This window comes from Paeniroseomonas aquatica, from assembly GCF_030409335.1.
In the GTDB taxonomy this organism is placed as follows: Bacteria; Pseudomonadota; Alphaproteobacteria; order Acetobacterales; family Acetobacteraceae; genus Belnapia; species Belnapia aquatica.
This window is the reverse complement of the sequence record NZ_JAUFPN010000020.1, coordinates 1-15,624: the sequence shown is the minus strand read 5'-3', so window position 1 is coordinate 15,624 and position 15,624 is coordinate 1. Positions and strand designations below refer to the sequence as shown.

At 71.5% G+C, this 15,624-nt stretch carries 11 protein-coding genes; 7 read left to right on the top strand and 4 right to left on the bottom strand.

Features of this window, described 5'->3' with window-relative positions; translation table 11 throughout:
* Positions 1 to 70: 70 nt before the first annotated feature.
* The 3 genes from QWZ14_RS02225 to QWZ14_RS02215 all read left to right on the top strand — a co-directional run bounded on the left by QWZ14_RS02225 (position 71) and on the right by QWZ14_RS02215 (position 5,403).
* Entirely contained in the window at positions 71 to 2,467 is a 2,397-nt protein-coding gene (locus tag QWZ14_RS02225; protein ID WP_456307211.1) for a 1-deoxy-D-xylulose-5-phosphate synthase N-terminal domain-containing protein, read from the top strand.
* A 74-nt stretch (positions 2,468 to 2,541) separates the two neighbouring features.
* Positions 2,542 to 4,068: an FAD-dependent oxidoreductase gene (locus QWZ14_RS02220; protein WP_290314930.1), complete on the top strand. Its 1,527-nt coding sequence runs from the start codon at positions 2,542 to 2,544 to the stop codon at positions 4,066 to 4,068.
* Positions 4,069 to 4,128: 60 nt separating this feature from the next.
* Complete coding sequence (locus QWZ14_RS02215; RefSeq protein WP_290314929.1) at positions 4,129 to 5,403, top strand: Gfo/Idh/MocA family protein; 1,275 nt, start codon at positions 4,129 to 4,131, stop codon at positions 5,401 to 5,403.
* Between the two features lie 42 nt (positions 5,404 to 5,445).
* Here QWZ14_RS02215 and QWZ14_RS02210 read toward each other — a convergent pair whose 3' ends face one another.
* Positions 5,446 to 6,426 carry a TIGR03557 family F420-dependent LLM class oxidoreductase gene (locus tag QWZ14_RS02210; protein WP_290314928.1) on the bottom strand — a complete coding sequence of 327 codons (981 nt, stop codon included), beginning with the start codon at positions 6,424 to 6,426 and terminating at the stop codon, positions 5,446 to 5,448.
* Positions 6,427 to 6,619: 193 nt separating this feature from the next.
* On the opposite strand from QWZ14_RS02210, the gene QWZ14_RS02205 reads away from it, so the two are divergent.
* The gene (locus QWZ14_RS02205; RefSeq protein WP_290314927.1) at positions 6,620 to 8,194 is read left to right on the top strand and encodes a Na+/H+ antiporter; all 1,575 of its coding nucleotides are present in this window, start codon (positions 6,620 to 6,622) and stop codon (positions 8,192 to 8,194) included.
* 7 nt (positions 8,195 to 8,201) lie between these two features.
* Here QWZ14_RS02205 and QWZ14_RS02200 read toward each other — a convergent pair whose 3' ends face one another.
* Together QWZ14_RS02200 and QWZ14_RS02195 are read right to left on the bottom strand one after the other, a co-directional pair.
* Positions 8,202 to 9,044, bottom strand: a complete 843-nt coding sequence (locus QWZ14_RS02200) for a transglutaminase-like domain-containing protein (protein WP_290314926.1) — start codon at positions 9,042 to 9,044, stop codon at positions 8,202 to 8,204.
* A 102-nt stretch (positions 9,045 to 9,146) separates the two neighbouring features.
* Positions 9,147 to 10,658 (bottom strand): aldehyde dehydrogenase family protein, encoded by a 1,512-nt coding sequence (locus tag QWZ14_RS02195; protein ID WP_290314925.1) that lies wholly within the window; start codon positions 10,656 to 10,658, stop codon positions 9,147 to 9,149.
* A gap of 229 nt (positions 10,659 to 10,887) precedes the next feature.
* Here QWZ14_RS02195 and QWZ14_RS02190 point away from each other — a divergent pair, with 229 nt between their 5' ends.
* The 3 genes from QWZ14_RS02190 to QWZ14_RS02180 all read left to right on the top strand — a co-directional run bounded on the left by QWZ14_RS02190 (position 10,888) and on the right by QWZ14_RS02180 (position 14,702).
* Positions 10,888 to 12,366, top strand: a complete 1,479-nt coding sequence (locus QWZ14_RS02190) for a malonyl-CoA decarboxylase (RefSeq protein WP_290314924.1) — start codon at positions 10,888 to 10,890, stop codon at positions 12,364 to 12,366.
* A gap of 85 nt (positions 12,367 to 12,451) precedes the next feature.
* Entirely contained in the window at positions 12,452 to 13,657 is a 1,206-nt protein-coding gene (locus QWZ14_RS02185; RefSeq protein WP_290314923.1) for a CaiB/BaiF CoA transferase family protein, read from the top strand.
* A 67-nt stretch (positions 13,658 to 13,724) separates the two neighbouring features.
* Positions 13,725 to 14,702: a YheT family hydrolase gene (locus QWZ14_RS02180; protein WP_290314922.1), complete on the top strand. Its 978-nt coding sequence runs from the start codon at positions 13,725 to 13,727 to the stop codon at positions 14,700 to 14,702.
* Between the two features lie 324 nt (positions 14,703 to 15,026).
* Here the strand turns inward: QWZ14_RS02180 and tnpC are convergent.
* On the bottom strand, positions 15,027 to 15,624 hold a 598-nt coding region (gene tnpC, locus QWZ14_RS02175), incomplete at its 5' end, for an IS66 family transposase (RefSeq protein ID WP_290314921.1).

Sequence of the window (15,624 nt, the reverse complement as noted above, 5' to 3'; positions counted from 1 at the left end):
GCCGCCGGCCCTTGCCGGCGGGTGCCCTCCCGGGCCAGATGCGGCGTCCAGTATTGCGGGAGTGGCCTGAATGAACATCGTGACGAGCAACGGGGCCAACCTCGTGCAGGCCGACCGCCAGGCCGAGCCCGAGCGGCTGCGCCGGATGCATGCCATCGAGCGCAAGCTGCTCTGGCTCTCGGCCTGGATGATCCACCATGCCAACCATGTCCGGCCGAACCGGGACGGGCTGAAGGTCGGCGGGCACCAGGCCTCCTGTGCCTCGGTCATCTCGATCATGACGGCGCTCTACTTCGAGATCCTGAAGCCGCAGGACCGGCTGGCGGTGAAGCCGCATGCCGGCCCGGTCTTCCATGCGGTGAACTACCTGTTCGGCCGGCAGACCAAGGAGAAGCTGGCGACGCTGCGGCAATTCGGCGGCATCCAGCCCTACCCGAGCCGTGTCAAAGATGGCGCCGAGGTGGATTTCTCCACCGGCTCGGTCGGCCTCGGCGTGGCGCTGACCAGCTTCGGCGCGCTGGTGCAGGACTATGTCCGGCTGCATGGGCTGGGCCGCGAGGACATCGCCCCGGGCCGCCATATCGCCATCGTCGGCGATGCCGAGCTGGACGAGGGCAACATCTACGAGGCCCTGCTGGAGGGCTGGAAGCACGACGTCCGCGATGTCTGGTGGATCATCGACTACAACCGCCAGAGCCTCGACAGCGTGGTGCAGGACCGGCTCTTCGGCCGGATCGAGGGCCTGTTCCGCGACATGGGCTGGAACGTCGTCACCCTGAAGTACGGCCGCAAGCTGGAGGCGGCCTTCGCCCGCGAGGATGGCGACCACCTCCGCCGCTGGATCGACGACTGCCCGAACAGCCTGTACTCGGCGCTGACCTTCCAGGGCGGCGCCGCCTGGCGGGCGGTGCTGCTGACCGACCTCGGCCGCATCGAGGGCATCCGCGCCATCATCGACCCGCTCTCCGACGAGGAGCTGGGCGCGCTGATGACCAACCTCGGCGGCCATGACGTGGCGACGCTGCTGGAGGCCTTCCGCGCCCAGGATGCCGCCGGCGACCAGCCGACCTGCTTCATCGCCTATACCATCAAGGGCATGGGCCTGCCGTTTGCCGGCCACAAGGACAACCACTCCGGGCTCATGAGCCGCGAGCAGATGATTGGCTTCAAGGCCGAGATGGGCATTCCCGACGGCGCCGAATGGGATCGCTTCACCGGCCTCGACATCCCCGAGGCCGAGCTGCAGGCCTTCATCGACAGCGTGCCCTTCGCCACCCCGATCGCCGCCGAGGGCCGCCGGCTGGACAGCCCGGTGGTGCCGGTGCCGGAGAACTTCCCCCGCCCCAAGGTGCCGGCCGGGCGCAAGCTCTCGACCCAGGCGGCCTTCGGCGAGGTGCTGGCCGAGCTCGGGCGCGGGCAGGGGGCCTCGGCCGCCATCGCCAGCCGCATCGTCACCACCAGCCCCGACGTCACCGTCTCGACCAACCTCGGGGCCTGGGTGAACCGCCGCGGCGTCTTCGACCGGCACCTGAAGAACGACGTCTTCCGCGATGCCAAGCTGGCTTCGGCGCAGCGCTGGGGCATGTCGCCGGAGGGCCAGCACATCGAGCTCGGCATCGCCGAGCAGAACCTCTTCCTGCTGATGTCGGCGCTCGGCCTGTCGCATTCGCTCTATGGCGCGCGGCTGCTGCCGGTGGGCACGGTCTACGACCCCTTCGTCAACCGCGGCCTCGATGCGCTGATCTATGCCTGCTACCAGGATGCCCGCTTCATGCTGGTCAGTACCCCCTCCGGCCTGACCCTCGCCCCGGAGGGCGGCCAGCACCAGTCGGTGAACACGCCGCTGATCGGCATCGCCCAGGACCGGCTGGCCAGCTACGAGCCGACCTATGCGGATGAGCTCAGCATCCTGATGCGCTGGGGCTTCGAGCACATGCAAAAGCCGGACGGCAGCGCGGTCTGGCTGCGGCTCTCGACCCGCGGGCTGGAGCAGCCGGCCCGCAGCCTGGACCCGGCGGCGGTGATCGCCGGCGGCCACTGGATGGTGGCGCCCGCCGCGGGCGCCCGCATCGCCATCGCCTTCCAGGGGCCAGTGGCGCCCGAGGCGATCGCCGCCTTCGAGGAGCTGCGGACCGAGGAGCCCGGCGCCGGGCTGCTCTGCATCACCAGCCCGGACCGGCTGCATGCCGGCTGGCTCGAGTCCAAGCGCAAGGCCCGCGGCGGCTTCGGCGCGCCGAGCTGGGTGGAGGAGCTGCTGGCGCCGCTGGCGGCCGATGCGGCGATCGTCACGATACTCGACGGCCATCCGGCGGCGCATGCCTGGCTGGGCGCGGTGCGCGGGCAGAAGGTGGTGCCGCTCGGCGTCGACCACTTCGGCCAGTCCGGCGACATCCCCGACCTCTACCGGGAATACGGCCTCGATACCGACAGCATCCTGGATGCCTGCGCCCAGGCCCTTTTGGGGTAGCGCCTTGGGGTAGCGCTGGGCGGGCCAAGCCGGAACGGCAGCGCCTGGGCGGTGTTGTTCTTCCGGAGGCTTGAATGGGCAAAGACGACAAGGGACCGGATCTGACGCAGGGGGTGTCGTTCGCCGCCCTGTCGGCGAAGGGCATGGTCGCGGGCCGGGTCGGCGCGGAGGCGGTGCTGCTGGTCCGCCGCGGCGAGGCGGTCTTCGCGGTCGGCGCCACCTGCCCGCATCTCGGCGCGCCGCTGGTGGATGGGCTGGCGGTCGGCGAGACCATCCGCTGCCCCTGGCACCACGCCTGCTTCAGCCTGCGCAGCGGCGAGGCCCTGGCGGCCCCGGCCTTCGACGCGCTGGGCACCTGGCACGTCGAGCGCGACGGCGACCGGATCTGGGTGACCGAGAGGCTGCCGCCGCCGCCGCCGCGCGGCATCGGCGCCGGGGCGCCGGGGCGGATCGTCATCCTCGGCGGCGGCGCGGCCGGCTTCGCCGCGGCCGAGCGGCTGCGGCGGGAGGGCTTCGGCGGGACGGTCACGCTCCTGAGCGACGACACCGAACAGCCCTACGACCGGACCCTGCTCTCGAAGGACTACCTGATCGGGCGGGTGCCGGAGGCTGGGCTGCCGCTGCGGCCGGACGGGTTCTACGAGGCCAGCGGCATCGAGCTGCGGCTCGGCATCACCGCCACCCGGATCGATGCCGCGCGCCAGCGGCTGCACCTGGCCGGCGGCGAGGTGCTGCCCTTCGACCGGTTGCTGCTGGCGACCGGGGCGGAGCCGGTGCGGCCGAAGCTGCCCGGCGCGGCCGACCCCGCGGTGCTGGTGCTGCGCACCGCGCGGGACTGCCGGGCCATCATCCAGCGGTCGGCGGCGGCGCGGACGGCGGTGCTGGTCGGTGCCGGCTTCATCGGGCTGGAGGTGGCGGCGGCGCTGCGCGAGCGCGGCCTGCGGGTAACCGTCGTCGCGCCGGAGGCCGAGCCGCTGGCCAGGATTTTGGGCCCGGACCTCTCGGCGCTGGTGCGGCGGGAGCACGAGGCGAAGGGCGTGGTGTTCCGGCTGGGCGCGAAGGTCGCCTCGCTCGGCGCGACCGGCGTGGTGCTGGAGGGCGGCGAGGTGCTGGTGGCGGACCTCGTGGTGATCGGCGCCGGGGTCACCCCGCGTACCGCCCTGGCCGAGGCGGCGGGGATCAGGACCGAGGATGGGCTGCTGGTGGACGAGTACCTCGAGACCAGCGCGCCGACGATATTCGCCGCCGGCGACGTGGCCCGCTGGCCCGATCCGCACAGCGGCGAGCGCATCCGGGTCGAGCATTGGGTGGTCGCTCAGCGCATGGGGCAGGTGGCGGCGCTGAACATGCTGGGGCGGCGGAAGCCCTTCGACGTGGTCCCCTTCTTCTGGAGCCGGCATTTCGACGCGCTCAACATCGGCATGATCGGCCATGCCCCGTCCTGGGACGAGATCGCGGTGGAAGGCGAGGTGGCGGCCCGGCGGGCAGTGGTCCGCTACCGCCGGGAGGGGCGGATGCTGGCCACGGCGACTGTCGACCGGGACCTTGACAATCTTCGTACCGAGCAGGCCATGGAGGCGGCGCTGGAGCCCGGGCCCTAGCGGCAACCCGCAGCCGGGCGGCCCGTTCGCAGGGGAGACCCCCCGCGGAAGGACCTCCCCATGCCTGCTGATTCCGATCCCCCGACCCGGCGCGGCCTGATCCGCGCCGGCGGCCTGGCCGGGGCCGCCATCGCCACCGGGGCGGCCGGCGTGCCCGGCTATCCGCCGCCGTCGCCGATCGACGCCGGCGGCGTCACCGACGGCAAGGTGGAATTCCCGAATTGGCGATCCCCGGTGGAGCCGCCGGGCGGCGCGCCGCCGCAGCCGCTGCCTCCCGGCGAGCGCATCGGCTTCGCCATCATCGCCCTCGGCCGCATCGCGCTGGAGGAGGTGCTGCCGGCCTTCGCCGAATGCCGCTCGGCCCGTCCGGTGGCGCTGGTCAGCGGCAGCCCGGAGAAGGCGCGGCTGGTCGCGGCGCAATACGGCATCCCCGAGACGGCGGTGCACGGCTACGAGGATTTCGAGCGGCTGCGCGACAACCCGGCGGTGCAGGCGGTCTACATCGCCTTGCCGAATGCGATGCATCACGAGTTCACCCTGCGCGCCGCGGCCATCGGCAAGCACGTGCTGACCGAGAAGCCGATGGCCAATTCGGCCCGCGAATGCCGCGAGATGATCGCCGCCTGCGCCGAGGCCAAGGTCCGGCTGATGGTCGCCTACCGCTGTCAGTACGAGCCCTATAACCGTGCCGCCCGGGCGCTGGTGCAGGGGGGCAGGCTCGGGCGGCTGCGCTTCATCGAAGCGACCAACCTGCAGGCCAATGGGCCGGGGCCGCAGTGGCGCTACAGCAAGCGGCTGGCCGGCGGCGGGGCCTTGCCGGACATCGGGCTCTATTGCCTAAATTCGGCGCGCTTCATGTCGGGGGAGGAGCCGGAGGAGGTCTTCGCCACCATCGCCACACCGCCCGGCGACGAGCGCTTCCGCGAGGTGGAGGAGAGCGTCTCCTTCCTGCTGCGCTTCCCCTCCGGGCTGGTCGCCAATTGCCTCTCGAGCTACGGCGCCTTCCAGTCGAAGTCGCTGCGGCTGCACATGGAGGCCGGCGGGATCGAGATGCCGGATGCCTTCGCCTACCGCGGCCAGCGGCTGGTGGTGGAGCGGCGCGAGGGCCAGTCGCCGGCGCGGGAGGAGCGGCTCATCCGCCCGCGGAACCAGTTCGCGCTGGAGATCGACCACTTCGCCGCCTGCGTCCGCGACGGCCGGGTGCCGCATACCCCGGGCGAGGAAGGGCTGCAGGACCAGATCATCATGGAGGCGATCTACCGCTCCGCCGCGGAGCGGGTACCGGTGCGCCTGGAGCAGCCGGCGAAGCCGCCGCGCGGTCCCGAGCCGGCCTGATGCACGGATGGGGAGGCCGCGCCGCGGCCTCCCCGGGTGGCGTCAGCCGCGCAGCTTCGGCGCCAGTTCACGCTGGAAGAAATCGATGAACTCCGCCTGCTGCGGCCCGACCTGGGTCAGGATCAGGTGGTCGAAGCCGGCCTCGCGGAACTTGCCGAGGTTGGCGAGGAAGCGCGACGGATCGGGGCCGCAGGCGACGTTCTCGGCGACCATCTCCGGCGTGACGTGCTTGGTCGCGGCGGCGAAGGCCTCGACGCTCGGCAGCTCCATCTGCACCGGCCAGCCGGTGACCGACCAGCGGAAGTAGTGGTGCGCGGTCCGCTGCGCCTCCGCCTCGCTGGCGGCCCAGCAGACCGAGACCTCGGCATAGCAGGGGCCGGTGCCGCCGGCCCCGCGATAGGCCTCGATCAGGTCGCGGCGCGGCTCGGTGGCAATCAGCCCCTCGGACTTGCGGGCGGCCATGCGGGCGGCCTCGGGGCCGCCGGCGGCGAGGATGACCGGCACCTTGCGCTCCGGCCGGTCGAACAGCTTCGCATGGTCGAGCTGGAAGTGCTGGCCGCGATAGTTGGTGATCTCGGCGCCGAGCAGCCCCTGGATGATCTCGATCGCCTCCGAGAGCCGCTCGTGCCGCTCGGCGGTGCCGGGCCAGCCGGCGCCGGTGACATGCTCGTTCAACCGCTCCCCGGCGCCGAGGCCGAGGGTGAAGCGGTCGTCGCTCAAGAGGCCGATGGTCGCGGCGCCCTGGGCGATGATGGCGGGGTGGTAGCGCTGGATCGGGCAGGTGACCGCGGTCATCAGCCCGATGCGGCTGGTCGCCTGGGCGAGGGCGCCGAGCACCGACCAGGCGAGGGGGGCATGGCCCTGCTCCTCGATCCAGGGCGAGAAGTGGTCCGAGATGGCGGCGAAGTCGAAGCCGGCCTCCTCGGCGCGCTGGAGGTTCCGGACCAGGGCCTTCGGGCCATGCTCCTCGGACATCAGCTTGTAGCCGAGCTTCACCATGCGGGCTGCCTCCGTATCGGCCATGGCCGGGGCGGCCCGGATGGCGGTTGTGCGGGGGCAACGCGGAGGCCGCGGCCGGGTTCGGGGGTTTCGCGCCTTTCCGCCGGGGCCCGGCGGAGCCGGCCGGGCGCTCGGGCGTTCAACCGCCTGCCGGTCCTGGCCGGAGTCCTCCACTGGCCATGAAGCATGACCCGGCCCGGCCGGGCGCGGGATCGATTTGGAAACCTTCGAGCTGCTGCTGACCCTGCTGGGCGCCTGCGTCGCCCTGGCCGTCCTGGCCCGGGCGCTGGACCTGCCGCTGGCGGTGACGCTGGTGCTCGGCGGGATGGGGATCGCCTTCATACCCGGCCTGCCGAGCCTCGTGCTCGACCCGGAGCTGGTGCTGGCGCTGTTCCTGCCGCCGCTGCTGCAGGTCAGCGCCTACCGCACCGACTGGCCGGCCTTCCGCGACAACCTCCGGCCCATCCTGATGCTGGCGATCGGCGCGGTCTTCTTCACCGCGGGGCTGATCGCCGTCACCGCGAAGCACTTCGTGCCCGACATGCCCTGGTGGGCGGCGATCGCCCTCGGCGCCATCGTGGCGCCGCCGGATGCGGTCGCCGCCGCCGCCATTCTGAAGCGGTTCCGGCTGCCGAAGCGGATCGTGACGGTGCTCGAGGGCGAGAGCCTGATCAACGACGCCTCCTCGCTGGTGCTGTACAAATTCGCGGTCGCGGCGGTCGGCATCGGCGCCGTGGACTACACCGACGGCGCCCTGCAATTCGTCGCGGTCGCGGCCGGCGGGGCGCTGATCGGCTGGCTGGTCGGGCTGGCGGCGATGTGGGTCTTCACCCATCTCGGGGATACGCTGCTCGACCTCACCATCAGCATCCTCGCCGGCTTCGCCGCCTATCTGGGGGCCGAGGCCTGCCATGCCTCCGGCGTGCTGGCCGCGGTCGCCTGCGGCTTCGTGCTCGGGCGGCAGCAGCATGCCGAGTTCACCGCGCGGACCCGGATCGAGCTGGTGGCGGTCTGGGGCTTCCTCGAGTTCGCGCTCACCAGCCTCGTCTTCATGCTCATCGGGCTGCAGCTGCGCGACATCGTTGGGCGCTTGGCCGCCTATGACCTCGGCCAGCTGGCGCTGCTGGCGGCGGCGATGTCGACGGTGCTGATCCTCAGCCGCTTCGCCTGGGTCTTCGGCGCGGCCTGGGTGCCGCGGCGCCTCTCGCCGTCGCTGCGGCTGCGCGACCCAATGCCGCACTGGAGCCATTCGGTGGTGATCTCCTGGACCGGGATGCGCGGCGTGGTCAGCTTGGCCGCGGCGCTGGCCCTGCCCGAGCATTTCCCCGGCCGCGACCTGATCCTGTTCCTGGCCTTCTGCTCGATCTGCGCCACCCTGGTGTTCCAGGGGACGACGCTCGGCTGGGTGGTGCGCCGGCTGGGCGTGGTCGACGAGCGGACGGTGCTGCCGGAGCCCGAGACCGCCGAGGCGCGGGCCGAGATCGCCACCGCCGCGCTGGAGGCGGTGCGCGACCAGCTCGACTATCCCGAGACCACCGCGCAGGCGGCGGCGGCGGCCGAGCTGGTGCAGGAATACGAGCTCCGGGCCGAGCGGGCCAGCATCGAGGGGCAGGATTTGGCGGCGAAGGGCCAGCAGCTCGAGGCCCAGCTCCGGCTGCGGCTCGTCGCCATCGAGGCGGCGCGCGAGCACCTCGCCGAGCGGGCCGATACCATGGATGCCGAGGCCCACCGCACCCTGGGCGACGAGCTGGACCTGGAGGAGCACCAGATCCGCCGCGCCCTCGACGACTGAGCGGGGCTCAGCCCTCGACGCGGACCGCGGCGGTGGTGATCGCCCCTTCGGCGGCGCCGGGCGCCTCGATCCAGACCCGGGGCTTCTCGGCCTCGAAGGCGCCGAAGGGGGAGGCGAAGGCGACCTCGGCGGCGTCGCGGCCGATGCCGATCCGCACCAGCCCGTTCGGCGCCGCCTTGCGGGTGGCATCGAAGATGTACCAGGCGCCGCCGGTCGGGCCCTGCAGCCAGGCCTCGAAGACCGCGTGGAAGTCCGGCGGGTCGAGCCGCCAGGCATAGGCGCTGACGTAGCGGGCGGGGATGCCCATGGCCCGGCAGCAGGCAATGGCGAGGTGGGCGAAGTCGCGGCAGACCCCGGCCCGGTCCAGGATGGTGTCCATGGCCGAGCTCTGCTCGTCCGAACTGCCCGCGCGGTAGTCGACGTGGTCGTGGATCCAGTTGCAGATGCCGTTGACGCGGGCATAGCCGCCCGGCAGGCCGCCGAAGGTGCGCTGGGCGAAGGGGGTCAGCCGGTCCGCCTGGCAATAGCGGCTGGGATAGAGGTGCGGATAGACCGCGAAGGGCAGCTCGCCGGCCGGCACCTCGGCGATGCCGGCGGGGTCGTCGAGCCCGGGCGCGAGGGAGACGGTCGCCTCGTAGTGCAACACGAAGCGACCGGGCGGCGCCACCACGCGGAGGTAGCGGTTGCCGCTTTCCGGCTGCAGCCAGGCCTCCTGCGGCAGGGCGGGGGTGAAGGCCAGGGCCTCGTGCCGGATTGCCTGGATTGGCGTCCGGGCGACCTCGACATTGAAGAGGAAGGGCGTGGGCTGCTGGAGCTGGTAGGCCAGTTCGCAGCCAAGTCGAAACTCCATCGCAGCGGTCTCCCGATATGCCTGCGGCGTAGCAAGCGGTATGCCGGAGGCGCCGCCGGAAGATGCCCGCGGGGCGCCGTCGCCGGCGCCCCGCGAGGGACCTCAGCCCATGTTCACCATGATGGTCTTCTTGTGGGTGAAGTGCTCCAGCATCGCCTCGAGCGAGGCCTCCTTGCCGAGGCCGCTCGACTTGACGCCGCCGTAGCTCAGGTTGGCCTGGACCACGAGGTTCTGGTTGATCTGCACCAGCCCCGCCTCCAGCCGGTGCGCCAGGTCGAGCCCGACCTTCAGGTTGTTGGTCCAGAGGCTGGCGGCCAGGCCGTACTCGCTGTCGTTGGCCTCGGCCAGCACGGCCTCCGCATCGTCGAAGGGCGCCATGACGGTGACCGGTCCGAAGATCTCCTCCCGCACCAGCCGGCTGTCCGGGCCGAGGCCGGTAAAGATGACGGGCTGGATGAACAGCCCCTTCTTCAGCGCCGGGTCGGAGGGCATGGCCGAGCAGACATGCGCGGTGGCGCCGGCGGTCGCCGTCCCCTCCTCGATGAAGCCGCGCACCTTGGCGAGCTGGTCCTGGCTGACGATGGTGCCGATGTCGGTCTTCTCATCCAGCGGGTCGCCCATCACCATGGCATCGACCGCGGTCTTCATGGCGGTGACGAAGCGGTCGAAGATCGGCCGCTCCACGTAGATGCGGCTCGCCGCCGTGCAGCTCTGGCCCTGGCGGGTGAAGCGCATGGAGGTCAGCGCGCCGGAGACGGTCTTGTCGAAGTCGCAGTCGGCGAAGACGATCATCGGCGACTTGCCGCCGAGCTCGAGCGTCACCGGGATCAGCTTGTTGGCGGCCGCACGCGCCACGATCTTGCCGGTCTCGACGCTGCCGGTGAAGGTCACCTTGCGGACCAGCGGATGCTCGACCAGCGGCGCGCCGCATTCCGGGCCGTAGCCCGAGACCATGTTGAAGACGCCCGGCGGCAGGACGCGGTTCATCAGCTCGCAGATCCGCAGCACCGCGAGCGGCGCCTCCTCGGCGGATTTCACCACCACGGCGTTGCCGGCGACCAGGGCAGGGGCCACCTTCAGCGCCATCAGCAGCATCGGCACGTTCCAGGGGATGATCGCCCCGACCACGCCGAGCGGCTCGCGTACTGTCACGGAAAGGACATTCGGGGCAAAGGGCACGCTCTCGCCCTTCAGCTCGCTGCCCAGGCCGCCGAAGAATTCGAAGACATCGGCGACGACGCCGGCCTCGACCCGGCTCTCGGTGCGCAGCGCCTTGCCGGTCTCGAGCGCGATGAGGCGCGAGAGCTCCTCGACATGGTCCTTCAGCAGGGCGGCGCAGGCATGCACCATGGCGCCGCGCTTGCGCGCCGGGACCTTGGCCCAGGCCTTCTGGGCCTTGGCGGCGGACTGCACCGCGGCATCGACGTCGGCGGCATCGCCCTCGGCGGCGCGCGCCACCTCGATGCCGGTCGCCGGATTGACCACGGCGAAGGTCGCACCGTTGCGGCCCGGCACGTAGCCGCCGTCGATGAAGTGGAAGCCGGACAGCGCCTTGGCCAGGGCGAAGGGGTCGAGGCTGGGGTCGACGGGGGTGTGCTGGGGCCGGTCGAGCATGGATTTCCTCCCATGGTGGCTGCGCATCGGGACCGGCAGACCATGGGCCGGCGATCTCCTGCGGACAAGACGGAGGGGAATACGGGGAGCAGGCCCGGGTCGGCAAGGCGGCCCCGCTGGCCGGCCCGCTGGCTGGATGGTGAGAGCGCAGCGGGCGATGGCACGCTTCCGGCGCCCCCCCACCCGCTGGTAGGATGCGGCACGGGCAATTCCAGGAGACCGATCCCGAATGGCAGGCACAGTGTCGACGGCGGCTGCTTCCCGCGGCTGGCTGGAACGGGTCTGGTCCACGGTGGCCGATCGTGGCCGCCCCTATGCCGACGTCCCCGCCGCCGGACTGCCGCCCCTCGACCGTGCGACGCGGCTGGCGGAAGCGCTGCTCTCCGAGCGCGGCGAGGCCTCGGGCGCGGCGGTGGCGCGGGAGCTGCACGACAGCATCGCGGCGCTCTCGGCCGAGGACCGGCTGGCGTTCCTGACCATGCTCTCCGAGGGCTTCGGGCCGGATGCCGGCAAGCTGCGCACGGCGGCCGAGGCCTGGCTGGCGAAACCCGGGCCGGAGACCGTGGCGCGCCTGGCGGAGGCCGCGGAGCCGCCGCGGCAGGAGCTGATCCGGCGGATGAACATGGCCCCGGGCGGCACCGCCTGCCTGGTCAAGATCCGCGAGGAGCTGGCCACGCTCGGCCGGCAGCATCCGGCGCTGCGGGTGCTCGACGCGGATCTCAAGCATCTCTTTGCCTCCTGGTTCAACCGCGGCTTCCTCGAGCTGCGGCGGATCGACTGGCAGACGCCCGCGGCGGTGCTGGAGAAGCTCATCGCCTACGAGGCGGTGCACGAGATCGCCGGCTGGGAGGACCTCCGGCGGCGGCTGGCGGCGGACCGCCGCTGCTTCGCCTTCTTCCACCCGGCCCTGCCGGGGGAGCCGCTGATCTTCGTCGAGGTGGCGCTGGTCTCGGGCCTTGCCAGGGCCATCCAGCCGCTGCTGGGGCGCGACGCGCCGGCAAGCGATCCGGCCCAGGCGGATACCGCGATCTTCTACTCCATCTCCAACTGCCAGGAGGGGCTGCGCGGCATCTCCTTCGGCAATTTCCTCATCAAGCAGGTGGTCGAGGAGCTGAAGGCCGAGCTGCCGCAGCTGACCCAATTTTCCACCCTGTCGCCGGTGCCGGGCTTCCGCCGCTGGCTGGAGCGGCAGCTGGCCACGCCGCCGGAGGGCGGGGTGTTCCGCCCGGAGGAGGCCGCCGCCCTGGGCGCCGCCGCCGGGACCGAGGATGCCACGGCCGGCTTCCGCACCCTGGTGAACGACGGCTGGTGGCACGACCCGGCGCTGGAGGCGCTGCTGCGGCCGTTGTTGCTGCGGCTGGCAGCGGCCTACCTGACCCGGCCGAATACCGGCATGGGGGGCATCGATCCGGTGGCCCGCTTCCACCTCGGCAACGGCGCGCGGCTGGAGCGGGTGAACTGGCTGGGCAATACCGCGCCGCGCGGCATGCGGGAAAGCCATGGAATCATGGTGAACTACCTCTACGACCGCGACACCATCGAGGAGAACCACGAGCGCTTCGTGCGCTCGGGCCAGGTCGCCCGTTCGGCGGCGGTGGATGCGCTGCTGGCGCCGCCGGCGGCGCCGAAGCCGAGCAGCGGCCGGCTGACCTCGCGCCTGCCGCGGCTGCTGGGCGGCGAGGACAAGCCGGCGCCGCGGCCGGCCTGATCGCACCGGCCTGCCTCACTAGCCCCGGGGCGGTGCTTGGTGCATGACGGCATCCGCATTCGCCGCGGCAGAGGGAGACGAAGAGATGCAGGAACCGACTGGACCGCTGAAGGGCCTCCGGGTGCTCGATCTGACCCGGGTGCTGGCCGGGCCCACCTGCACCCAGATGCTGGGCGACCTCGGCGCCGAGGTGATCAAGATCGAGCGGCCGGAAGCCGGCGACGACACCCGCGGCTTCGCCCCGCCCTTCGTGCCGAACACGCGCGAGAGCGCCTATTTCGTCGGGGTGAACCGCAACAAGAAGTCGGTGACGGTCGACATCTCGAAGCCCGAGGGCCAGGCGATCATTCACCGGCTGCTCGAGAGCTGCGACATCCTGGCCGAGAATTTCAAGGTGGGCGCCCTGGCCAAGTACGGGCTGGGCTGGGAGCAGCTGTCGCAGAAGTACCCGCGGCTGATCTACTGCTCGATCACCGGCTTCGGCCAGACCGGCCCCTACGCGCCGCGCCCCGGCTACGACGCGCTGATCCAGGCGATGGGCGGCGTCATGTCGCTGACCGGGGAGCCGGACGGCTCGCCGCAGAAGGTCGGCGTGCCGGTCGCCGACCTCTTCGCCGGGCTCTACGGCTGCATCGGCATCCTGGCGGCGGTGAACCACCGCCACGCCACCGGGCAGGGGCAGCAGATCGATATCGGCATGCTCGATACCCACGTCGCCTGGTTGGCCAACCAGGGCATGAACTACCTGGCGACCGGGGAGAACCCGCCGCGGCTCGGCAACCAGCATCCGAACATCGCGCCTTACCAGGAATACCCGACCAAGGATGGCTACATCATCCTGGCCGTCGGCAATGACCCGACCTTCGAGCGCTTCTGCAAGGCCAATGGCCTCGAGCACCTGTTGCGCGACGAGCGCTTCTCGACCAACCCCAAGCGCGTCGCCAACCGCGCCCTGGTGACCGAGACCCTGACGCCGGTGATGAAGTCGAAGACCACCGCCGAGTGGATCGACGCGCTCGAGGCGCTGAAGATCGGCTGCGGCCCGATCAACACGCTGGAGCAGGTCTTCGCCGACCCGCATGTCATCGCCCGCAACATGACGGTCGAGATGCAGCATGCGAGCGGCGAGACGGTGACGGTCATCGCCAACCCGGTGAAGCTCTCGGCGACGCCGCCGGACTACCGCAGCCCACCGCCGGTGCTGGGCCAGCACACAGACGCGATCCTGGGCGGGTTGCTGGGCATGCCGGCGGCGGAGATCGCGGCGCTGCGGGAGAAGGGCATCCTCTGACAGCGGGTCGGGGAGGGGGCTCGCGGGGCGGCGGTAACGGCCGCCGCGGTCAGGCGTTGTGCCAGGCATGATCCCTTCCCACGCGCCCTTCTCCCCGCGGCCGCCCTGGCTGGGCGGCACCCTGCAGACCCTGCGTGCCCTGCGCTGGCCCTTCGCGGCGCGGCTGACGCCGGGACACCGGCTCTGGCTGCCCCTGGCGGACGGCGACGCGCTGGCGGCGATGCTGCACCTGCCGCCGCTGGTCCTGGAACCCGCGCGGCCCCTGGCGGTGCTGGTGCATGGGCTGACCGGCAGCGAGGAGGACCCCTACCTGCGGGACGCGGCGGCGGGGCTGCTGCGCCGGGGCTTCCCGGTGCTGCGGCTGAACCTGCGCGGCAGCGGCCCGAGCCTCCCGCGCAGCACCAGCCACTACCACCTCGGCCGCGCCGGCGACCTGCAGGAAGCCCTGGCGGCGCTGCCGGCGATGCTGACGGGTCAGGGGGTGGTGCTGGCCGGCTGGTCCCTGGGTGGGGCGCTGGTGCTCAACCTGCTGGGCCGCGACACGGCCGGCCTGCCGCCGGTGCTGGGCGCGGCGGCGATCGGCCCGCCGCTGCAGCCGGAGCTGGCGTTCCGGACGATCGATGCCAATCCGCTCTTCGGCCGTGCGCTGCTGGCGCTCTATCGGCGGGAGGTGCTGGCGGTGCCGGCCGTCGACCTGCCCGAAAGCCTGCGCCAGGCGGCACGGCGGGCCTCGTCGCTGGTCGAGTTCGAGGCGACGGTGACGGCGCCGCGCTTCGGCTACCCGTCCTATGCGGTCTATTGCGAGGTCAACCGGCCGGCCGCGGCGCTGCCGCAGATCCGGGTGCCGACCCTGGTGGTCATGGCGGCGGACGATCCCTTGGTGCCGATCGAATCCCTGGCGGGGATCGACTGGGCCGCCTGCCCGGCGGTGGCGCCCCTGGCGGTGGAGGGTGGCGGTCATTGCGGCTTCTACGACCGGCGGCAGGACGAGCCCCTGTCCCTCCGTGCCATGGCGGCCTTCTTCGAGGGGCTGCGCAAGGGCTGAAGCCCTTGCGGTGCCGGGCGCATGGGCCCCGGCCTGCGTCCGGTGAGAAGGCCGGTCCGACCCCGGTTCCGATCCGCGACCGCATGAAAATGTGGCCCATCTGTCACGGCAGGGCTGGAACCTGCCGCAGGTGGCTTTAGCCGGATTGCCGGTGAGTAATCCCACAGACATAAGGGGAAGTGCCTCGATGGGTCCAAGCGGACCCGTACGGGGATAGTCACGACCTCGGCCTGGATAGTATCCATGCCTGGAACACGGCCAGGAATTCTCAGTTTTTCTACAAAAATAAACGAAGCCCGGCGAGAGCGAGGATTGCCGTAAGCGTCAGCCCACAGCCACGGCTTGAGCTTCTGGTCTGAGGTTCCACGGCAGTAGGTCATCGATCCTGCTGGCGAGATGCCCCTTCGCCATCCGGTCGAGCACGGAGGTGATGTAGGCCTCCGGGTTGTGGCCGTTGAGCTTGGCAGTTTCGGCGATGGTGTAGATGATGGCGGCACGTTCGCCGCCTGCGTCGCTGCCAAGGAACAAAAAGTTCTTCCTCGTCACGGCAATGCCGCGCAGCAGCCGCTCCGCCAAGTTGTTGTCGATCGAGAGCCGGCCGTCGTCCAGGTAGCGCATCAGCGCATCCCATCGGCCGAGTGCATATTGCAACGCCTTGCCCAGGTCGGACTTGCCGGACAGCCGACGCCGCTGCGTCTCCATCCAGTCCTGCAGTTCCGCGAGCAGCGGTTTGCTGCGGGCCTGACGTTCGGCGTGGCGGTGCTCCGGCGGCAGGCCGTTGATCTCCGCTTCGATGGCGTAGAGCGCCTGAATCTGCCGCAGGCCTTCCTCGGCGATCGGCGACTTGGTGCGCTCGAACTCGTCGAACAGGTAGCGTCTGGCATGGGCCCAGCTTGCGTCAGGAAAGTCCTGGGAAGGAGGA